Origin of the sequence: Prevotella aff. ruminicola Tc2-24 (genome assembly GCF_900110895.1) — a bacterium.
Lineage (GTDB): Bacteria > Bacteroidota > Bacteroidia > Bacteroidales > Bacteroidaceae > Prevotella.
The window spans coordinates 34,364-55,770 of sequence record NZ_FOIQ01000002.1 but is presented as its reverse complement, the minus strand read 5'-3'; the positions used below and the strand labels follow the sequence as shown (position 1 = coordinate 55,770).

18 protein-coding genes and 2 tRNA genes are annotated in these 21,407 nt (G+C 48.3%); 8 read left to right on the top strand and 12 right to left on the bottom strand.

Features of this window, described 5'->3' with window-relative positions:
• Nucleotides 1-4: 4 nt before the first annotated feature.
• On the bottom strand, nt 5-1,282 hold the full coding sequence (locus tag BMY63_RS04545) for a hypothetical protein (protein ID WP_091901734.1): 1,278 nt from the start codon (nt 1,280-1,282) through the stop codon (nt 5-7).
• Nucleotides 1,283-1,507: 225 nt separating this feature from the next.
• Here BMY63_RS04545 and BMY63_RS04540 point away from each other — a divergent pair, with 225 nt between their 5' ends.
• The 4 genes from BMY63_RS04540 to BMY63_RS04525 all read left to right on the top strand — a co-directional run bounded on the left by BMY63_RS04540 (nt 1,508) and on the right by BMY63_RS04525 (nt 7,112).
• Nucleotides 1,508-2,002 carry a DUF3836 domain-containing protein gene (locus BMY63_RS04540; RefSeq protein WP_091915061.1) on the top strand — a complete coding sequence of 165 codons (495 nt, stop codon included), beginning with the start codon at nt 1,508-1,510 and terminating at the stop codon, nt 2,000-2,002.
• A gap of 160 nt (nt 2,003-2,162) precedes the next feature.
• Nucleotides 2,163-4,979 carry a M16 family metallopeptidase gene (locus BMY63_RS04535; RefSeq protein WP_091915059.1) on the top strand — a complete coding sequence of 939 codons (2,817 nt, stop codon included), beginning with the start codon at nt 2,163-2,165 and terminating at the stop codon, nt 4,977-4,979.
• Between the two features lie 100 nt (nt 4,980-5,079).
• A complete protein-coding gene (locus BMY63_RS04530; protein ID WP_091901741.1) occupies nt 5,080-5,925 on the top strand; it encodes a DUF3737 family protein in 846 nt (281 codons plus the stop codon).
• Nucleotides 5,922-7,112: a MalY/PatB family protein gene (locus BMY63_RS04525; protein WP_091915057.1), complete on the top strand. Its 1,191-nt coding sequence runs from the start codon at nt 5,922-5,924 to the stop codon at nt 7,110-7,112. Before BMY63_RS04530 ends, BMY63_RS04525 begins: the two co-directional genes overlap by 4 nt.
• On the opposite strand, the gene BMY63_RS04520 is transcribed toward BMY63_RS04525, so the two are convergent.
• A complete protein-coding gene (locus BMY63_RS04520; RefSeq protein ID WP_091901745.1) occupies nt 7,105-8,367 on the bottom strand; it encodes a histidine-type phosphatase in 1,263 nt (420 codons plus the stop codon). The genes BMY63_RS04525 and BMY63_RS04520 overlap by 8 nt on opposite strands.
• Before the next feature lie 207 nt (nt 8,368-8,574).
• Here BMY63_RS04520 and BMY63_RS04515 point away from each other — a divergent pair.
• Nucleotides 8,575-8,646: transfer RNA gene (locus tag BMY63_RS04515), tRNA-Arg, on the top strand.
• A gap of 19 nt (nt 8,647-8,665) precedes the next feature.
• Here the strand turns inward: BMY63_RS04515 and BMY63_RS04510 are convergent.
• A complete protein-coding gene (locus BMY63_RS04510; RefSeq protein ID WP_091915055.1) occupies nt 8,666-9,847 on the bottom strand; it encodes a helix-turn-helix transcriptional regulator in 1,182 nt (393 codons plus the stop codon).
• A 198-nt stretch (nt 9,848-10,045) separates the two neighbouring features.
• Between BMY63_RS04510 and BMY63_RS04505 the strand changes: the two genes are divergently transcribed.
• A complete protein-coding gene (locus BMY63_RS04505) occupies nt 10,046-10,924 on the top strand; it encodes a Cbp1 family collagen-binding glycoprotein adhesin (RefSeq protein ID WP_091901767.1) in 879 nt (292 codons plus the stop codon).
• A gap of 37 nt (nt 10,925-10,961) precedes the next feature.
• On the top strand, nt 10,962-11,702 hold the full coding sequence (locus BMY63_RS04500) for a porin family protein (RefSeq protein ID WP_091915054.1): 741 nt from the start codon (nt 10,962-10,964) through the stop codon (nt 11,700-11,702).
• An 86-nt stretch (nt 11,703-11,788) separates the two neighbouring features.
• Here the strand turns inward: BMY63_RS04500 and secDF are convergent, their stop codons facing one another.
• The 3 genes from secDF to BMY63_RS04485 form a co-directional block, all read right to left on the bottom strand.
• Nucleotides 11,789-14,821 carry a protein translocase subunit SecDF gene (gene secDF, locus BMY63_RS04495; RefSeq protein WP_091915051.1) on the bottom strand — a complete coding sequence of 1,011 codons (3,033 nt, stop codon included), beginning with the start codon at nt 14,819-14,821 and terminating at the stop codon, nt 11,789-11,791.
• Between the two features lie 114 nt (nt 14,822-14,935).
• Nucleotides 14,936-16,030 (bottom strand): endonuclease/exonuclease/phosphatase family protein, encoded by a 1,095-nt coding sequence (locus BMY63_RS04490; RefSeq protein ID WP_091915049.1) that lies wholly within the window; start codon nt 16,028-16,030, stop codon nt 14,936-14,938.
• A complete protein-coding gene (locus BMY63_RS04485; RefSeq protein WP_091902040.1) occupies nt 16,027-16,965 on the bottom strand; it encodes a rhomboid family intramembrane serine protease in 939 nt (312 codons plus the stop codon). Before BMY63_RS04485 ends, BMY63_RS04490 begins: the two co-directional genes overlap by 4 nt.
• Nucleotides 16,966-17,227: 262 nt before the next feature.
• On the opposite strand from BMY63_RS04485, the gene BMY63_RS04480 reads away from it, so the two are divergent.
• On the top strand, nt 17,228-17,497 hold the full coding sequence (locus BMY63_RS04480; RefSeq protein ID WP_091901775.1) for an HU family DNA-binding protein: 270 nt from the start codon (nt 17,228-17,230) through the stop codon (nt 17,495-17,497).
• A gap of 78 nt (nt 17,498-17,575) precedes the next feature.
• Here BMY63_RS04480 and BMY63_RS04475 read toward each other — a convergent pair whose 3' ends face one another.
• The 6 genes from BMY63_RS04475 to BMY63_RS04450 form a co-directional block, all read right to left on the bottom strand.
• A complete protein-coding gene (locus BMY63_RS04475) occupies nt 17,576-18,379 on the bottom strand; it encodes a gluconate 5-dehydrogenase (RefSeq protein WP_091901777.1) in 804 nt (267 codons plus the stop codon).
• A 137-nt stretch (nt 18,380-18,516) separates the two neighbouring features.
• A tRNA-Gln gene (locus BMY63_RS04470) sits at nt 18,517-18,587 on the bottom strand.
• Nucleotides 18,588-18,645: 58 nt separating this feature from the next.
• Nucleotides 18,646-19,941, bottom strand: a complete 1,296-nt coding sequence (tyrS, locus tag BMY63_RS04465; RefSeq protein ID WP_091915047.1) for a tyrosine--tRNA ligase — start codon at nt 19,939-19,941, stop codon at nt 18,646-18,648.
• Nucleotides 19,942-20,028: 87 nt separating this feature from the next.
• A complete protein-coding gene (gene yidD, locus BMY63_RS04460) occupies nt 20,029-20,259 on the bottom strand; it encodes a membrane protein insertion efficiency factor YidD (RefSeq protein WP_091901781.1) in 231 nt (76 codons plus the stop codon).
• A complete protein-coding gene (locus tag BMY63_RS04455) occupies nt 20,256-20,642 on the bottom strand; it encodes a ribonuclease P protein component (RefSeq protein WP_091915045.1) in 387 nt (128 codons plus the stop codon). Before BMY63_RS04455 ends, yidD begins: the two co-directional genes overlap by 4 nt.
• A 12-nt stretch (nt 20,643-20,654) precedes the next feature.
• A complete protein-coding gene (locus BMY63_RS04450; RefSeq protein ID WP_091915043.1) occupies nt 20,655-21,404 on the bottom strand; it encodes a uroporphyrinogen-III synthase in 750 nt (249 codons plus the stop codon).
• Between the last annotated feature and the right edge of the window lie 3 nt (nt 21,405-21,407).

Here is a 21,407-nt window from a genome sequence, read left to right as displayed (position 1 = left end):
TTGCTTATTCTTGCCTACTGTAGCTGCCCCAGCCTTCTAACTCCAGACCATCACCGTTGAACGTGGCATTGATGGTTGTACCATTAATCTCGTTGTCGAAAAGACCTGTGTTGTATTTGTAAATCGTAACATTGGCTTTAGAACCATTATAAGTGACGGTATAGGCGAAAGACTCGTCGTATTCGTCGCCCCTGAGACTGTAACCTGTATTGTCTGAGCGGAAGACCCATGTTGTGAAGATGTCCTTCATGAGAACATTGCTATATTCTCCTCCTGTCCATCTGCCTACGATAGGACTGTCGTTGTCTCTTGCGGGTACACCATATTTCTGTCCGGCATTCACCTCCTGTGATTCGAATGGGTCGTTCGCTTGTTTAAACCAGGGATAACATTCAAGCATATTATGTGAGACCAGCGTCTGCATATTGTCGAAAGAGCGTGCCTGATACTCGATAACGTCTCCTGCCTGGAAATAGCATTTATAGTAATAGCCGTGATATCCGTATTGCTCACCGCCATGGTAGTCGGTCAGCTCATAGTGGAAGGGATCGAGAGCGATCTCGCTGCTCCCGTTCTTGTTGGTTTTGACAGTACGCAGATATCCTGTACCGTCTGCACGGAAACAAATCACCTCCGTGATACAAAAGGAAAGATCTGGATAGAGAATCCTGATGTCCTGTATGTTATCATGGATCATGTGTTGCCAATCGTTCTGCCAGAAACCTATTAAATAGTTGGGTGCGTTCTCCGCGCTTTTTACAATCTCTGTGTCTAATACAAGGATGCAGCGGATCTGGGCCTCATTTATAAGCGTGCTGTAAGATGCGGAACCAGGACCAAGCGCGTTTCCTTCTGCGTCGTAAATATTGATCATGGAACTTTGGAGAAAATTACTTATATCATAGTAAGTCTCTCCTTGATACTCCAAACGGAATACTTTCGTGAGTCCATTTTCCCCCCATTGCATGACCATTGTCTGGATGGAAGGAGGGAGATTCTCTAGTAGGACATGATTCACGGGTACGGATTTGGCTTTGTATTCAAGTGCGTATAAGGCATCTGTATATCGCTCTGTAAGGTCAACCACATGCAGCTTGAGGCCGCTTCTTTCAAAATATTTGATAACGGTTTTCGCTTCTTGTTTCTCAGGATCTCTTGTGAGCGTAAGACCCGGCCATCTGTCTGTCGGCGACATGTCATCGTCGTTTGATGAACAACCCGTCAGGACTGACAGTCCTGACATCATCAGCGTGATTACCAAAAGCATACTAAGTTTCTTCATAACTGTATCATTTAATGTTGCAAATTTAGTTCTTTTTATTATATAGTGTAGTGTTGTATAAAAAGACTGCATAGGAATAGAGGGATTTTACGATTTGTTAACATTAAGCTTGGATTTAACCTAATGATAACATTCGCATAACATTAGTTACCGGAGAACGGTCGTATCTTTGCAACGTCGAAAGGACATAAAACTGATAAGAAATAAAGTAATAATCTCAAAAAAATGAGTAATATGGAGACAATCATCACCGCAGCAACAGTACTCACGATGTACTTCAATGCAATCAGCAACGTTGACGTGAACTACATGTACAATGCAGACATGGAGGACGGAGTCATTAATAAGATTGAGGTGTATGAACAGGATGCCGACCATCAGATGGTCCATAAGATGGAGTACCGCTATGAGTACGACGAGCAGGATCGACTGGTGAATAAGGAGATGCTTCGCTGGGATGATGCAACTCAGAACTGGACCAGGGACAGCCGCCTCACGTATAAATATTATAAGAATGGATACAATGTGGAGGTGAGCCACTGGGATGCTGCCAGACAGTGTTACACGCTTCCTTCCGAGGTGACGCTCTATCGTTCAATGGCTCCCTGTCTCACATCTGTGAAGACCTATCGGATGAATGAGACACAGGATAATATGTATCTCCTGAGTAGTATGCTCGTGATGGAGTCTGTCGATAATATGCTGTTTGCTAACAAGTAGTCTTTCTCTCTCTTATTAACATATTGAGTTTTGCCACAGGATATACGTTACTCGTGTGCCTGTGGCTTTTTTCTCTAAAGATAACCTGTGAAACCCTATATTGTTAAGAAAAAACTGTATCTTTGCAACCGAAAAGATAATCAACTAAACCTCAAACAATATGAGAATAACAAAATTTTTTGTAGCAGCGATGCTGCTGATGGTCGGAACGGTGTCTGCTCAGCAGATGCCAGAACTCCCTACAGACAAGGAAGTGCGTGTCGGTAAGCTTGACAACGGACTGACTTATTATCTGCGTTACAACAATACACCGGAGAAGAAGGCGAATTTTTACATCGCCCAGCGAGTCGGTTCCGTGCAGGAGGAAGACACCCAGCGTGGACTGGCTCACTTCTTGGAGCACATGGCCTTCAATGGCTCAGAACATTTCCCCACAGGGAAGATGATAGAGTATCTGCAGACAATAGGTGTAGAGTATGGCCGTAGTCTGAATGCCTATACTTCTTTCGACCGAACTGTTTATTATGTGGCCGATGTGTCAACAGAGCGCCAGTCGGCTCTCGACTCTTGTATGCTGGTGTTACGTGACTGGTCAAGTGGCATCACCATCACCCCGGAGGAGATTGAGAAGGAGCGTGATGTGATTCATAACGAATACCGATATCGTACGGCAGCGGCAGATCGTATGTTGGAGCGTGCCCTGCCGACGCTGTTCCAAGGGTCGAAGTATGGCTACCGTATGCCGATTGGCACGATGGAGGTTGTGGATAATTTCAAGCCCGAAGAACTGGAGGCCTATTACAGGAAATGGTATCGCCCAGATAATCAGGCTCTGGTCGTCGTTGGCGATATCGACGTAGACTATACCGAGAATCTGATCAAGAAACTCTTCTCTGATATTAAGGTGGCTCCCGATGCCGCACAGGTCGTCGACGAACTGGTGCCCGACAATGAGCAGCCGATTTTCGTGGCAGAGAAGGATAAGGAACTGCCATATCCCATACTGCGTATAGGTATCAAACGTGATGTGATGCCCGTAGCCGTCAAGAAAACGGCGGCCTATCTTGTAACTGATTATCTGTGCAATCTGGTATGCCGGATGCTCGGTGCCCGTCTTGATGAGATCTCACAGCAGCCGGAATGTCCATATCTTCAGGCTATTGTCCAGAACGGAAAACTTGGTAATGTTGTCCGTACGAAGGATGCTGTGACACTAATCGGTGTGTCTAAGCATGGTCAGGAGATAGAGACCCTAAAGAGTTTGGAGCGTGAGATTCTCCGTGCCCGGGAATTTGGTTTTACGGCAACGGAATACGCCCGCGCTAAGGCCGACTACCTGAGTGCGCTGGAGAGGGACTATGACAACCGTGATAAGCGAAAGAACGCGGAGTACGCCAATGAGTATATTGAGAACTATCTGGAGCAGACGCCCATTCCCTCGCTTGAGGAGCGTTACCAGATAATCAGTGCGCTGGCTCAGCAACTGCCAGTCGACATCGTGAATCAGGTGATCCGACAGATGATACCGGAAAACGACAAGAACCTGCTGGCATTTTATATGCAACAGGAGAAGGAAGGTAATGTCTTCGTGACAGCCGAGGAGATGAAGGCTGGCGTCGATGCTGTCCATGCTGAGACACTGACCGCTTGGGTGGACAACGTGAAGGAGGAACCTCTGATTGCTGATCTTCCCGTCAAGGGACAAATCGTGAAAGAGACCGAGAATAAGACCCTTGGCTATAAAGAGCTGACACTCTCGAACGGTGCCCGTGTAATCCTGAAGAAGACCGACTTCAAGGATAATGAGGTGATGATGCAAGCTGAGGCCAAGGGTGGTGCATCGCTCTTCGTCGATACAGATCCGATAAACGTGGACTTTGCTAGTACAGTTGCGATGTTTAGTGGTCTCGGAAACTTCACGAAGTCTGAACTCGACAAAGCCTTAGCTGGCAAGCAGGCAAGTGTAAGTCTCAGTATTGATGAGGATCGTCAGTATATCTCTGGTCGTTCCACTCCAAAGGATCTGGAGACTCTCTTCCAACTCACTTATCTGACGATGACGAATATCAACAAGGATGAGAAATCGGTGGCAGCGTTTATCAATCAGGCGAAGACTGTGTTTGGCAATAAGAGCCTGAACCATGATCTGGTGTTCAAAGACTCAGTAGAGAGCACCTTGCACTGTGGAAATAGATTTTATGTGACCCCGGAGGTTGAGGAGCTCTCACAGTTCGATTACGACCGTACGCTCCAGATTCTGAAGCAGCTTTATGGCCATGGAGGACAGTTTATCTATACCATTATCGGTAACTTCGACGAGCAGCAGATCCGTACACTCATAGAGCAGTATATCGCCAGTTTGCCTGGTGGCTCTAGGGATTTCGGACATGTCCGTGATATCCGTACCTTCTTCAAGGGAGAGAAAGTCAACCAATTCTCGAAGAAGATGGAGACTCCGCAGGCTCAGGTCAGAGAGATATGGCTGAACGAAGATATGGCATATACCCTCGAGAATAAGGTGATGCTCAATGCTGTTTCACAGGTGCTTACACGAGTCTACGAACGTACCATCCGTGAAGAGGAGAGTGCTGTCTATGGTGTTGGTGCCGGCGGAAGAATTGATCTGAACGGCAGTCGTCCTGTGTTCATGCTCAATGCTGCGGCTCCGACGAACCCGGATAAGATGCAGATAGCTCGCGACCTGATGGTGAAGTTCGTGGTAGAAGCCACTCAGAAGATTGCCGACGAAGATCTCAATGCCGTCAAGGAGATCATGCTCAAACAGGCTCAGGACAATGCCCGTGAGAACGGGCACTGGATGAATGTGCTGACAGAGTGGACTGCCGAGGGTGTAGATCTGCAGACAGGCTACGAGGAGACAGTGAAATCGCTCACTCCAGAGAAACTCCAGAAGTTCCTAGCTGACCTTGTGAGTGCAGGAAACCATGCGGAGATTGTCATGATGCCGGAAAAGTAATTAAAAACATTTAAATAGATAAGATAATCCGTAATCGGTGTATGCCGGTTACGGATTTTTCTTCGTATCTTTGCAGACACATCATATAACAGACACAGACATGGAACTGATAAAAGACAAGAAATTCGGTGGAGAACGCCCGCTATTCGCACAACACGATCTGAGAATTGAGAATATCACTATCGAGGACGGAGAGAGCGGAATCAAACAATGCCGTAACATCGAGGCTTATGGGTGTAAGTTCTATGGAAAGTATCCTTGGTGGCATGTCGATGGGGCTTATATTGAGAATTGCTATTTCGCCCTCGGTTCCCGTTCTGCTGTTTGGTACACCAATGATATGGTGATGAAGAACTCACGTATTGACGGTCCGAAATTCTTCCGTGAGATGAGAAACCTGGAACTTGAGAATGTTGAGATTACAGATGCCGACGAGACATTCTGGAAAGTCAATGGTCTCAGAATCAAGAACGTGAGACTGCACGGAGGCACCTATCCGTTCATGTTCTCGCAGAATATCTATGTCGATGGTCTGGAGAGCGATGCGAAGTATGTATTCCAGTACTGTAAGAATGTGGAGGTGCACAATGCCAAGATCCTGACGAAGGACTCGTTCTGGGAGTGCGAGAACGTTACCGTCTATGACTCGGTACTCGATGGTGAGTATCTGGCATGGCACTCGAAGAACGTACGCCTCGTGAACTGTCATCTGGCAGGTGAGCAGTTGCTCTGCTACACCCAGAACCTTGTGTTGGAGAATTGTACCATTGATGCTGCCTGCGACCGTATGTTTGAGTATTCTACCGTTGAGGCCGACATCAGAGGGCATATTGAGAATATCAAGAACCCGACGAGTGGACATATTATTGCCGATTCCATCGGTAGTGTCACGATTGATGAGAATGTCCGTCAGCCGAATAACTGTATCATAGAGATAAGGGCATGAAATACGATTTCGATGAATTGATAGAGCGCAGGGGTACCAACTGCGTGAAGTGGGATGAGGAAGGTCCCTGTCAGACGGACGACCGTTGCTCGTCTAAGGAGATGATTCCCCTGTGGGTAGCCGATATGGACTTCAAGGTGGCTCCCGCCATCCAAGAGGCTGTCAGGAAACGGGCCGAGCATGGGGTGTTTGGCTACAACATCGTACCGGAGAGTTATTATGAGGCTGTCATCGCCTGGTTCCGGCGTCGTCATCAATGGGATATCCACCGTGAGTGGCTGCTCTACACGACGGCTGTCGTACCGGCCATGTCGTGCGTCATCAAGGCGCTTACCATGCCTGGCGAGAAGGTGCTGATCTTGTCGCCGGCCTATAACTGTTTCTTCTCCAGTATCAAGAACAACGGGTGTGAAGTGCTCGAATCACCCTTGAAGGCTGCAGATGACAGCTTTGAGGTCGATTTCATCGACTTCGAGAGCAAGTGTGCCGACGAGAAGACAACGCTCTTCCTGCTCTGTAACCCTCATAACCCTACGGGTCGTGTATGGACAAGAGATGAACTGCAGCGGATGTACGACATCTGCCACCGACATGGTGTGAAGGTGGTGAGCGACGAGATACATTGCGAACTCATCATGCCTGGCTATCGGTTTGTACCCTTTGGAACGGTCACAGACGATTGTGTGGTGATGAACTCACCCTCGAAGAGCTTTAATACCGCTGGTCTTCAGATTGCCAATATCATCTGTTCGCATCCCACATGGCGACGCCGTATCGACCGTGCCATCAATATCAATGAGGTGTGCGACGTGAATCCTTTCGGTATTGTGGCGCTACAGGCGGCTTATAACGAGAGTGAGGATTGGATCGACGAACTGAACCAATACCTCTGGGGAAACTATCAGTCGATTCGCGATTTCATCGAAGAAAATATCCCTCAGTGGAAGGTCTGCCGCTTGGAGGGAACCTATCTGCCGTGGGTGGATGTCTCTGCCATGGGTATCACCTCGCAGCAGCTATGCAACCGTCTGTTTGCCGAGGCAAAGGTCTGGATTAACCCCGGTACAATGTACGGTCGGGAGACAGGCGAGGGGTATGTCCGGCTGAACATCGCCTGCCCGCGTAGTCGACTGATGGATGCTCTTCAGCGTATCGAGACTGTGGTAAACCCTTGTCCCTTTACTTGATGCTGTTGCAGCGTGCCGTGTAGAAGTCGCGGAAGTCTGACCACTTGTAGTATGGGTACTGGGTCGTAGGAACGGGCAGACTTGCCTCGCAGCCGTTGAGCAGGCACTTCACGAGAATGTCGGCACTCTTCTTGCTGCGATAGAATATCAGTTGCATATTGCTGGCCTTGCAGGTCTCCCAATTCTGGTAGCAGTTCTTCACCTCATAAGGGTCTTCAGGATCACGGTCGGCGCCGTTGATACCCATCAGCACTGTCATAGGACCGAGGTAGGTGTCATGTCCGAAACGGAGGTCGGCAATATGGTCGCTACTGCCATTGAGAACGGCATCTGCCTTCTTGATGATATCCTCAAGGATGGGAATCGACTCATACTGGGGTTCGAACACCCAAGTGTAGGTTCCCAGATTAGACGTCTCCCACTGGGCTGCAATCTCCTCGTCGGTGATGATGTTACCCATCATTCCTTCATGTCCGATACTGGGCAATGAGGTATAGAGATTGATTAGGTCGCCACCGAGACGGTGCGGATCAACCTGCAAGCCTTCTGTGCTGGTGAACACGCGCTTGATGACAACCTGTCGCAGTGTGTCAACGACATCCTTAAACTGGGCGCGGTTCTTCTCGAAGCGTGGCGTGGCTTTGGGGAACTTTCGACGGGCGGGATTCTGTCGGTCGTTTGGAGCGACACCGTCGAGAGTGGAGCGAGCCGATTGTTCACGAACCTCAATGGCGGGATTGCATTGTACAAGCTCCTGACAGAAGGCGGACATACTGATCACACAACGGCCTGCCAGTGAAGCGATGGCAAACACGTTGCCGCCTTTCTTGAACACTTCTGGGAAACGGTTATACATGGTACGGGCGATGCTCTGATGCTGTTCCCATCCCAACTGTGTCAGTTCGCTGACACCGGCGCTAAGTTCTGCTTTGGCAGCCTCAAACTTCTCGTAGAAGGCTTCTCCCTCTGCTGTGAGCTGTTTTCTCTCATGAGCCGTGGTAAGTAGTTTGTCAAGGCTCTTGTAGAGCATATCGTTCCAGTAGTAACGGGAACCATGACGACCATAATGACTGATATAAAATGCTTTGTAGCCACGGGGGGCTTTTGTCAACTGTGTGTTCTCCTGCTGATAGGGATAGTCGGTGCCGTAGGCTTTTCTGGGATTTTCCTTAAGTTGGTCAAGTGCGGAAAGACTTTGTGCTCCTACTGTTACTGTCAGGAGAGTGAGAAATAAGAAAGTTAGAAATCTTTTCATAAATGTAGTTTTTAGTTTTATGTTTTATATGAGTTGCAAAGATAGGGATTGTTTGTGACATATGCAAAGGAATCATCGATTATTTCGCCTTGTTTTGCGATGTGACAGCGTAAAAGTATAGTTCTACGATGTCCGTCTGAAAAATAAATGCCGTTGATTTTTGTTTTTTCCGTCTTTTCTCCGTACCTTTGCACACGAAAAGCATATGCCCTGATAGTTAAATGGATATAACAAGGCTCTCCTAAAGCTTAGTTCCGAGTTCGATTCTCGGTCGGGGTACTAATGACTGGGCGAACTTTCAAAGGCTTCGGCCAGTCGTTTTCTTTTGCGACTGTTGTCTGGCTTGGATTTTCTGTTGGAAATCACTGGGCGAACAACCGATATACAACTTGAAATTCCGATAGAAGGTGCTGATTGACGAGAATCCAGACTTGGCAGCCACATCAGCGAGGTAGGCATTGGGATCGCCTTCGATCAGAAGTACGGCATGGTCGATGCGCCTCCGATTGATATATTCTGAGAACGACATACCCATCTCCACATTGATGACTTGGTAGATGTAGTTCCTGTTGGTGTGTAGCTGTTTAGCCAGATCGTTGGTCTTCAGGTTGGGCTGGAGGTAGAGTGCATTATCTTCTACCAGATGACGGATCTTACCCCTTAACGACTCTTCGTCCTTCAAGATGCCAGTGGGCTCGTCTGTATCGTCAATCTCTAAGAGAGCGTCCTGTATGGAGAATTTCTGACGGAGGCCGACATGCCCGATAAGAAGAATCAGAATTGAGAAGATAACCGACGGAATGGCGAGCATCCACATAGAGTCGGCAAAGCGGTACCGACCGACTGCGTTACAAATAAAAGCTATCAGCGAGGCTGTCACAAGAAGAATAAGTAGCGGCTTGACAGAGTTCAGGGATTTTTCCTCGATGTCTGAATAGAAGTTCTCAATCAGTTGGTTGTATTGTGTAACCCGTTGCCAGCCAAAGATGAATATCGGTGGAATTTCGAGGGCGAAGACGATCTTTACTAGCAGATGTGCCTGTCCCTGCCACCATGCCAGTCCTGTGAGCGTGGCATAATTGTCACCGTAGAGATGGGATTGTATGAACTGGACGGTCTCTTCCTTGTCCATGAGGATGTAGAGCAGGCCTACTAGGATGAAGCAGACGAAGGCGGGTGACAGGTATAGCCACTGGCGCCAGCGTAGCGGCTGGTTCGTCGTGAGCTCTTCTATATAGATGTAGAAAAGGGGGAACACCGCAGGGTTACAGAAACTGTAGACCGTATCTGAGAACGGGATAGCCTCAGTGAGTCTGTGGAAATAGATGGAGTGGGCCAGATACAGGAAGGCGGCGACGACCATATAGATGAGCAATCGGCTCTTGGGCTTGTCCCATCTGTCATGAAGACTCAGGCCAAGCAAAGCCGAGAGGATGATACAAACCATCATCGGCAGGGATATGATCATGGACTGTATCATGGCACAAAGATAACTAAAATGTGGTTCAGAACAAAAAGAAACCGCCTCTTTTTCTTTTGGATTTGTGATTTTGCACGATGAAATTGCGAATATGCCCGCTATTTCTACGAATATGCCCGATAGATTCTATAATTATAAACTGTTAAATTCTCTCATAATCCCTATCTTTGCAGAAAAAATGTTAAAAACCTAATAAGTATGAAGAAGAAAGTTTTCTCTTGTTTTATTGTCCTGACTACCTTGATGGTTGTCGTATCGTGTAATGGTGGTGCCGGTGTGGACGAGTTAAAGCGTCAGGTGGACTCTCTTGAAAATCTGAACGCGCGTAACCAGAGTGACCTGGATAACATGAGCTCTTTTGTTGCAGTGCTGTCTGAGGGGCTCGATACAATCGCCAAGCAGGAAGGCACCTTGTTCTATACAAATCAAGGACCGGAGGGGACGATCGTGGACCGCGAACAACTTAAGAAGAACCTGGAGTCTTTTGCCAACACACTCGCCGAACAGCGTGAGAAGATCCGTCGGATGACCGATTCGTTGAATGCTAAGGGTGCGAACATGAAGAAGTTAGAGACGCTTATTACCTATTTAAACAAGCAAATTGATGAGAAAGATCAGATGATAACCCGTCTTCAGGAGGAACTGAAGCAGAAGAACGCGAATATCGCTCAGTTGAGTGGTAAGCTAAGTGCACTGAGTCAGAATAATAACTCGTTAAGTCAGAAGGTGCAGGAGCAGGAGCAACAACTCAGCAAACAGTCGGCAAGGATTAATAAGGGTTATGTCGTGATGGGCTCTGGAAAGGTACTGAAAGAATCGGGCGTCATCACGGGCGGCGGCTTTATGAAGAAATCATCGGTTAACTATAACGATTTGCCGCGTGAGTTGTTTACTCAGGTCGATACACGTACGTTTGGCGGTATGCAAATCCCTGCGGCCAGACCTAAGGTACTCTCGGCTATGCCGTCCTCATCGTATGAGATTGTCAAAACCGGTAAGGACGCCTCGGAGATTCACATCACTGACCCAGAGGCTTTCTGGAGCAATACGAAGTATCTGATAATCCAGACCAAATAATCTTTATTATTAATACACATCTAAAAACCTAATTGTTATGAAAAGAAACAGATTATTCATGATGGCCGCATTCGTAGTCGTTTGCGCATCCGTTTCAGCACAGCAGGTGATCACTCTTGACGAACTGCAACAAAGGAAAAAGACACAGGCAAAGACCACTCAGACAAAGGCTGTTCAACCGAAAGCACAGAAGGCAAAGGTCGGTAAGAGTGTCCTTGCATCTACAGGCATGGGCTTTAGTACATTCTACCTGCAGTATAATGCCGCCAGTCAGAAGTATAGCCACGACGGTCATAGTATCAGCACCAGTCTTCCGTCTTTCTCTGCCGGTTATACGAAAGCATTCCCTCTCGGTCCTTCTCTATATATTGAGCCAGGTGTCGCTCTCCAATATCTCTTCAAATCGGAGAAAGAAGATAGGGGGACAGAGAAATTCAGCATGCTTTCCGCTAAGATTCCGGTTAACGTGATTTACTCACTTCCTGTGGGCGATGGTATTTACCTTGATCCGTATGCAGGCGTTTATCTGCGTGGTAACATTCTGGCTCAATACAAGTATGAGCATGGAGGACATTCTGAGACTGTCGATCTCTTCTCCAAGGATGATATGGGGAGCAGTGACAATACAGCAAAGCGGATGCAGGTGGGCATGAATCTTGGTGTCCGTGCTCGTTTCAGTAAGTTCTTGGTGGGACTCGGCTATTCGATGGATTTGACCGATTTTACAAAGTATGAGAAGACTAACTCGTTTGACATCACTCTTGGTATGACTTTCTAATAGAAACCTTATTAAATAATAGAAGGGAGCGTACATCTTTGTACGCTCCCTTATCATTTGATGTGTCTGAATAGAATCAGATACTTTTATTTTGCGGCAACGGCAGCCTCGTCCTCCTTGATGGTGCGACCCAGTGTCAGGTAGGCAACAGGGGCAGCGATAAAGAGAGACGACAGTGTACCGAAGATCACACCGAGAATCATTGCGAACGAGAACGAACGGATGCTATCACCACCGAGGATGAAGATAGCCAACAGTACGATCAGGGTCGTAACAGAGGTGTTAATGGTACGGGCCAATGTCTGGTTCAATGAGTCGTTGAACAACTGCTGACGATCACGTTTGCCATACAAACCGATGTTCTCACGGATACGGTCGAACACCACCACCTTATCGTTGATAGAGTAACCGATCACCGTCAGGATGGCACCAATGAACACCTGATCGATCTCCAGTGACATCGGTAGGATACCCCAGAACAGTGAGTAGCAGCCGATAACGATCAAAGCGTCGAGTGCCAACGCAACGACAGCGCCTACAGAGAAGGCGAGGTTGCGGAAACGGAGCAAGATATAGAGGAAGATGGCAATCAGAGCGATAACAACGCTGATGATAGCACCGTAGGTGATATCCTTAGCCACTGACGGACCAACCTTGGCAGAAGAGATGATGGAACCTCCTTCGCGAACATCGGGGTTCTTGAAGGCTTCTACGTTCTCCTGACTGACGAAGCCGCCCTTCTTCAGTGCATTGAAGAGGATGGTCTCAGCCTGGTCGTCAACCTCAGGATTATTAGACTCGATATCCCAGTTGGTAGAGATACGAACAGTCTTGCCGTCTGTGCCGAGGGCGATGACGCTGGTGTTAGCCTCCTGACCCTGGTTCTCGCCCATCGTGTTGATGAAGGCACCAGCCATGGCTGAACGTACATCCTCAACATGAGTCTGCTTGTCGAGTGTTACCACGTAGTTACGTCCACCGGTGAAATCGATGCTCTGGCTCAGACCGCGTACGGCAAATGAGATGCAGCAGATGATGGCGATTGCTCCCCAGATGGTGAAGGTCTTTTTATACATGCCCATGAAATTGTAACGGGCATTCTGCATCAGGTTCTTCGAGTATGCGGTCACGAAGGTCAGATTCGTCCACTTGTCTTTCTTCAGCATGTGATCGTAGACCAAACGAGTCATGAACACGGCGGTGAAGAAGCTCACAAGGATACCGATGATCCAAGTAGTAGCGAAGCCTTTCACAGGACCTGTACCGAAGTAGAGCAGGATGATACCAGTGATGAGCGAGGTGAAGTTTGAGTCGAAGATAGCGCTGAAGGCGTTTGAGTAACCCTTGTTGAGAGCTTCTTTCACGCTGAGGCCCTTCTTCAACTCTTCCTTGATACGCTCATAGATGAGCACGTTGGCATCCACAGCTGTACCCAGCGTCAGCACGATACCGGCGATACCCGGCATGGTCAGAGCAGCCTGGAACGAAGTCAGGATACCCAGTGTGAAGAACAGGTTGAACAGCAGAGCGATATCGGAGAGAATACCCGGAATGAAGCCATAAAGCATGATCATGTAGATCATCAGCAGCACGAAGGCCACAACGAAGGAGATGACTCCCTGCTTGATAGACTGGGCACCGAGTGACGGACCGACGACCTCCTCCTGTACGATACGGGTAGGAGCCGGCATCTTACCGGAGTTCAGCGTGTTGGCAAGGTCTTTCGTGTCCTCGATGGTGAAGTTACTACCGGTAATCTGAGAGTTACCACCATCAATCTGAGTCAGGATACGGGGAGCAGAGTAAACGGCATCGTCAAGCACGATGGCTACAGCCTTACCGATGTTCTGCTTCGTGATTTGGCTCCAACGACGGGCACCGTCAGAGTTCATCTGCATCGACACGCAGGGATGACCCATCTGGTCGAAGTCGTCCTTACCGTTGGTGATGACATCACCCTCCAGCGGAGCACGACCTGAAGGCTCAGTGATCTTCAGAGCATAGAGCTCGAAGATGTCACCCTTCGTATTCTGACCACCGAAGTCCTCAGCCTTGGCACCCCAGCGGAGCTTTAACTCTGCAGGGAAGATCTGGTTGGCAAGGTCAGAATAGATGATCTTATTGACCTCAGCAGTATCACGAGCGTTGGCATAACCAACGACGGCGAGGGTGTTACCCTGTGTAGGCTGGAAGATAGTGAACAGAGGATTCTGCTTCTTGGCCAGTTCAGCAGCCTTAGAGGCAGTCGCGTCCTTGCTATCCTTCTTTGCCAACTTGGCAGCGAGGTCGGTTGTAGCAGCCTTGGCAGCGTCAACAGCAGTAGTGTCGGCAGCCACGTCTGTGGTGTCAACGGCAGCATCACCCTGAGCAGCATAACGCTGATTCAACTGAGCGAGCAGCGGGGTGATCTCCTGACTGTTATAGGTCTCCCAGAATTCGAGGTTGGCAGAACCCTGGAGGAGCTTACGTACACGCTCGGGCTCCTTGATACCAGGCATCTCGACCATGATACGGCCGCTCTGACCTTCGAGTTTCTGGATATTGGGCTGTACAACACCGAACTTGTCGATACGGTTGCGAACCACATTGAATGAGTTGTCAACGGCGGCCTGCACCTCTGTACGGAGAGCGCTCTCGACCTCGGAGTCGGAACTCTGGGTGCTCACCTTGCCCTTCATCTGCTGAGTGGCGAAGATGGCAGCGAGTGGACGACCGTTGCCTTCCTGTTTCCAATACTTCACGAACAGAGAGATGAAGTCATTCTGACTGGTCTCCTCTTCTTTCTTGGCGAGTTCCATCGCCTTCTTGTAGGCAGCGTCGGTCTTGTGGTCGGCGAGCACGTCGACAACATCAGGCACAGACACCTCAAGAATCACGTTCATACCGCCTTTCAGGTCAAGACCTAGGCCAATCTCCATCTCACGGCACTGCTTCAGAGAATAGATGCCCATGTACACCTTCTCGTTGTTGATTGAGTCGAGGTACTCCGCACCTGCCTGCTCACCCATGGCAGCGGCCTTATTCTCATAGTGGCGCGTCACGAAGGAGAAGGAAAGGTAGAAGCAGCACACGAGAATCAGAAGCACTGCGATAAATTTTACAATTCCTTTGTTTTGCATTTTGATTTTTGTTGTTATTTAGTTATTATATATTCTGTTCGCGTACATTTTAGCGTGCAAATATAGGCATTTTTTTAGAGAAGGAAAAATTTATAGACGATTTTCACTTATTTTTTATGGATTATGGGATAATTTTAGTCTGCAGGATATAGGATAATGGTCGCTTGCGTCTATTTTGTTGTCGACAGAGCAGTTATAGGGCTTAAAGTGGTCGGAACACATGATATGATCGATGCGAAAGAAGAATCCTTTCTGATTATATGACAAACCGACACCGCGCCCTGTCTCCACAAAACAGTCTGTCAGTCCTTGTGCGATAATACGACGTGAGTAGGAGATAGGATTGTCGTTAAAGTCGCCACATACAATGATGGGGTATTGTCTGTGTGCCTCGATATACTGGTGTACCGCCTCGGCCTGTGGCGCTCTGATGGCAGTTGACTTCCCGAGTTTTCCAAGTAACAGCAACGACTCCTCTTTGACGGTATCACTCTCCATCTTGCCTCGCAACATCTCCTTGTAACGGGTACGGTCTTCCGTTGACAGATGGGTGGTTTCCAGATGGTTGTTGATGACGATGATGGTATCGCCCTCCACCTGCAGGAAATAGGCCACGGAACCGTTGGCCAATGAAGAATATTGAATTCTCTCTTTTCGGAGGATGGGGAACTTCGAGTGGATGCCTATGCCATTCTTGCTTGTGGGTAGCTCCTGGAAGAGTGTTGTGTCGTTGTAGGGGTATATTTTTTTGTACCTGTGAAGGACGAAACGCCGCCAGGAATCAACATCTTCCTGCAAGCATACGATATCTGCATCCTGACGTTTCAAATAGTTGTAAATCGTGTCGAATGCATCCTCGTATTTGTAATTGCCGCTATACTGACACACGTTGTACGATAGGATCTTGAAGGTCCCGTCGGGCACGTCCTGTTTGGAGTTTAGGGGCATGTATACAGTGATGGGGATATACACGAGTGCGTAACCAACAAGTGGGATCCATGCTTTCCTCCATTTAAATGTTAACCAAAAGAACAGGAACAGCAGGTTGGCAATCAGAAAGATCGGAAAGGTCATTCCCAGGTTGGAAAACATGGGAAACCGGACGGGGGCGACATGGTCGCCGTAGCCGGCCAGGAGCATCAGTACGACTGTGGCGGCATTGGCGCCGGCCACGATGTTGATGGTGAATGTCTTTAGTTGTCTGATCATCGCTGATTGCTGGCGTCAAAGAGCTTTTTCTTCTCCTCCTTCGTCAGACTATCGTAGCCACTTCTCCGAATCTTGTCGAGGATGGCGTCGATCTCTTCTTGGTTGTGTTTTTTGCGGGCATTATATGCCATGTCTTCCTCCTTTGATCCACCGCGCTCGACATGCATGTCGGTATGGTGCTGACTCCTGTTCTGCTGCTGTCGCTGCTCGAAGTTGCGTTTCAGGTTCTCGAAGAACTGCTCGCCACGGATGCGATTGAAGCCGGATCCGGGATGACGGTTCCAATAACGTATCATCAGATAGCCGAAGAGCATACCGCCCAAATGGGCCGTATGGGCTACACCGTCCCCAGAGGAGCCAAGGGCAGAGAAGAATTCAATGGCCACATAACCCAACACGAACCATTTGGCTTTGATGGGGAATGGGAAAGGAATGATGAAAAGTCGCTCGTTAGGAAAGGTCATGCCAAAAGCCAGGATGACAGCATAAACGGCACCAGAGGCACCGATGGTGGTCCAAGCATTCAAGGCATTGGCATAATGAGCGCCGTACTCCATGACGGTACCGAGGCTGGCACCTGGCACTTGCTCGGCTACGGTCATGTAAAATGAGCCGAACTGCGCCAGCTCCTGTAGTACACCTGCGCCGATTCCACATGTAATGTAATAAAAAAGGAATTTCTTGGGTCCCCATACGTTCTCGATGACGCAACCGAACATCCACAAACCGAACATGTTACTCAGGATATGCATGAAACTGGCATGCAGGAATAGGTACGTGACCAGTTGGTATAGATGGAAGTTACTCGCCATGAAAAAATGGAGACCACCAATGTCTGCCAGGTCAATACCACGTAGGTCGAAGACAGTGGTGGCGAGGAATGCCAGCAGATTAATAATCAGCAGATTCTTGGTGATGGTAGGTATGCGGAACATCATGTCTTTTTGCTTTTATTATTTGTTATTGTTGTCTGATTTTCAAGGGGGACAGCGTGGCTGCCTCTCCTATTCGTGGGCAAAATTACTAAAAATATCTCTTTTTTATGCTTAAAAAGGGGTCATTACAACTATTTTTCATGAAAAAAGTTATTTTTTCCGTTTTTTTGTTGTTTCTTTAAATACTTTCCATTATATTTGCCAAAGAATTCAGCTAAACATTAGTTATTACTATTAATAATTCACTAAATTTTTCAAGATTATGAACAAAACAGAATTGGTAGAGAAGATCGCAGCAGGTGCTGGTCTCTCAAAGGTTGACGCAAAGAAGGCTCTTGACGCTACAGTAGCAGCTATTAAGGACGCACTCGCAAAGGGTGACAAGATTGCTCTCGTTGGTTTCGGTACATTCAGCGTGAATGAGCGTCCGGCTCGTGAGGGTATCAACCCTGCAACCAAGCAGAAGATCAAGATTGCTGCAAAGAAGGTGGCTAAGTTCAAGGCTGGCGCCGAGCTCGCTGCTGCTCTCTAAGCATCATAATGTAATAAAAAATTAAGGAGACTTCCATTTGGAGGTCTCCTTGTTTTTTTTTATCGTGTTTTCCCTCTATTATTTTGGCTGTTTGCCAATGTAGGCGAGGATACCACCGTCGACGTAGAGGACATGACCGTTAACAGCATCAGAGGCATGTGATGCAAGGAAAACGGCAGGTCCGCCAAGTTCACTTGGGTCGAGCCAACGTCCAGCTGGTGTCTTGGCGCAAATGAAACTGTCGAAAGGATGACGACTACCGTCGGGCTGGCGCTCACGCAGTGGTGCAGTCTGTGGGGTAGCGATGTATCCCGGACCAATGCCGTTACATTGGATATTATACTCGCCATATTCAGAACAGATGTTGCGGGTGAGCATCTTCAGACCGCCTTTGGCGGCTGCATAGGCACTGACGGTCTCACGTCCCAGTTCAGACATCATTGAGCAGATATTGATGATCTTACCCTCGCGGCGCTCCATCATCTCGGGGATGACAGCCGACGAACAGATGAACGGACCAACGAGGTCGATGTCAATGACTTGTTGGAACTCTGCGCGTTTCATTTCGTGCATGGGGATACGCTTGATAATACCTGCGTTGTTGACAAGGATGTCGATTTGTCCTACCTCCTGATGGATCTTGTCGACGAGAGCCTTCACGGCGTTCTCATCGGTCACGTCGCAGACATAGCCTTTCACGTTCTCGATGCCCGCTTCTCTGTAGTTGGTCAATCCGCGCTCCAGAGCGGCCTCGTTGATGTCATTGAAGATAATGTTCTTGATGCCGGCCGCAACGAAAGCTTTGGCGATGTTAAAACCAATTCCGTAAGAGGCTCCGGTAATCCATGCGTTCTTACCTTCAAGGGAGAATAAATTTGCCATAGTCTTGTTTGTTTTAGAATTATATTTTCCGTTTGTTGCCTGCAAAGTTACAAATTATTATATGGATGGCAAAAAAGGAACACTTAAAAATGATGAAAAAAAGGGGATCCGCAGAAATGCAGACCCCCATTGTGAAGTTGGACGACTCGGATTCGAACCGGGAATGACAGAACCAAAACCTGTAGTGTTACCATTACACCATCGTCCAGAATCGGGTGCAAAGGTAGTAAAAATTTGGCATTCGGCCAAATTTTTACCACCATATCTTATTTCACGATGAGCAGATAGTAGTTCTTCTTACCTTTCTGAGCCAACAGATACTTCCCGTCGATCAGATCCTCTGCGGTAATCGGTCGGTTCTGGTCAGTCAGCTTCTCCTTGTTCAGAGAGACACCGCCACCCTGCACCATCTTACGCATCTCACCCTTTGACGGGAAGACGGGAGCAACGGTCGTCAGCAACTCAACGGCTGGTTGACCGAGCTGGTCTTTGGCGACCTCATACTGTGGTACACCGTCGAAGACGTCGAGGAATGTCTGCTCGTCAAGCTTCTCAAGTCCTTCCTTGGTTGATTTGCCAAAGAGGATACTACTGGCCTCAATGGCTGTGTCAAGGGCCTCCTGAGAGTGTACCATGACAGTGACTTCTTCTGCCAGACGTTTCTGCAGAATACGGCGTCCCGGATCCTTTTTGTGCTCTTCAATCAGGGCATCGATGACGTCCTTCTCCAGAGAGGTGAAGATCTTGATATAACGCTCTGCATCCTCATCGCTGACGTTCAACCAGAACTGATAGAACTTATACGGTGTGGTGCGTTGTGGATCAAGCCAGATGTTGCCGCTCTCGGTCTTTCCGAATTTCTTTCCGTCACTCTTGGTGATAAGCGGACACGTGAGGGCGAAGGTTTCCACCTCGTTACCGAGTGTGCGACGAATGAGTTCTGTACCGGTGGTCATATTACCCCACTGGTCGTTACCACCCAACTGGAGTTTTACACCATAGTGCTGATACAGATAGAGGAAGTCGTAGCCCTGTAACAGTTGGTAGGTGAACTCCGTGAACGACAGACCGTCGCGGGCCGTACCGTTCAGGCGCTGCTGTACACTCTCCTTTGCCATCATATAGTTGACGGTGATATGCTTACCAACCTCGCGTGCGAAATCAAGGAAGGTGAAATCCTTCATCCAGTCGTAGTTGTTGACCATTACGGCTGCATTCGGCTCCTTCGACTCGAAGTCAAGGAACTTAGCGACTTGTTTCTTGATACATTCCTGATTATGGCGTAGCGTCTCGTCATTGAGCAGGTTACGCTCCTGACTTTTTCCGGATGGGTCACCAATCATACCCGTGGCTCCTCCTACGAGGATGATGGGCTTGTGACCGCAACGCTGTAAGTGGCGGAGCATCATGATGCCGCACAGATGTCCAATATGCAGGGAGTCGGCCGTCGGGTCTGTTCCCAGGTAGGCCGTCACCATCTCCTTCTGGAGAAGTTCCTCCGTTCCCGGCATGATCTGTGCCAGCATGCCGCGCCATTTCAATTCTTCAACAAAGTTCTTCATCGTCGATATTATTATTCTTTTTTTTCTTTTTGGGAGTCTGGATGATCCGGACTATCCGGAATCCGTCGGATCGTCAAAGACGAGGCGTTATGGTACTGGATCATAACCAGAGCCGCCCCATGGATTGCATCGTAGTATCCTCCAGATGGCTAGCCACAATCCCTTGATAGGGCCATGTTTCATAATGGCTTCCTTGGCATACTCGCTACATGTCGGGGTAAACCGGCACGAAGGTCCCAGAAGGGGCGATATACATATCTGGTAGAAGCGGATGGGCAGTACCAGTATTCGGGATAGTATCAGCGATAACAGCTTCATGCCTTCTTCGCTATTCGTTGTAACAGACTGACAACACGTCGTTCTACTTCCTGTGTTGGACAATGTCTGTCGGAGAGCCAGATAAAGGCAATCAACAGAAGCTTGTCTTCAGAGATAATACCGTCAAGAATCTGTTTGTGCTGGCGGTATGCCTCGCGAATCTGACGTTTTACCCGATTCCTGTCAACAGCGTGTTTGAACCGTTTCTTGGGAACACTGATCAGGATCTGAACGGGAGCACATCCTTGGCAGCACGTCGTCTGCTGATAGACCATCCTGAGGGGATAGGCTGCCAGCATATGACTGTCGCCTTTCTCAAAGAGCGTCTCTATCAGCCGGTTGCTGACAATGCGCTCCTCTTTTTTGAAGGTCGGAGCCGCCATGCAAAGATGCTGTTAGTCTTGTTGCTCAATCAGGAAATGCTGCAGAGCGCTCGTCATCGAAGGATATTTCTCAGAGGGAGCCTCTATGTCAAGTCGGAGACCAGCCTCTTTGGCAGCTTTTGCCGTTGTTGGTCCGAAGGTGGCAATGGCAATCTTATCCTGCTTGAAATCAGGGAAGTTCTTACTCAGCGACTCGATTCCTGCAGGACTGAAGAAGATCAGCATGTCGTAATCGAATGTCTCAACCTCTTCGGGCGTGAAGTCGTTGCTCACAGTCTTGTACATCACACACTCCTTATGCTGCAGTTTCTTGGAGTCAAGCAGTAAAGAAAGACTATCATTGTGTACGTCGCTCATTGGCACAAGATATTTCTCCGTCTTGTGTTTGACCATGGTAGGTACCAAGTCGTCAATACGTCCGGTCTCTCCGAAGAACACCTTGCGCTTGCGGTACTGCACGTATTTCTGGATGTATAATGCAATAGTCTCTGTGACACAGAAATACTTCATGTCCTCAGGAATTGTCACCCTCAGCTCTTTGGCCATCTTGAAGAAATGATCAATAGCGTGTCGTGAAGTAAAAACGATAGCGGTGTAATCCAGAATGCTTACTTTCTGAGTGCGGAACTCCTTAGCGCTGATGCCCTCCACTTTGATGAAGGGACGAAACACCAATTCAATGCCAAATCTATTCGCAATGTCGAAATATGGCGATTTCTCACTGGTTGGCTTGGGTTGTGAAACCAAAATCTTCTTTACCATCTG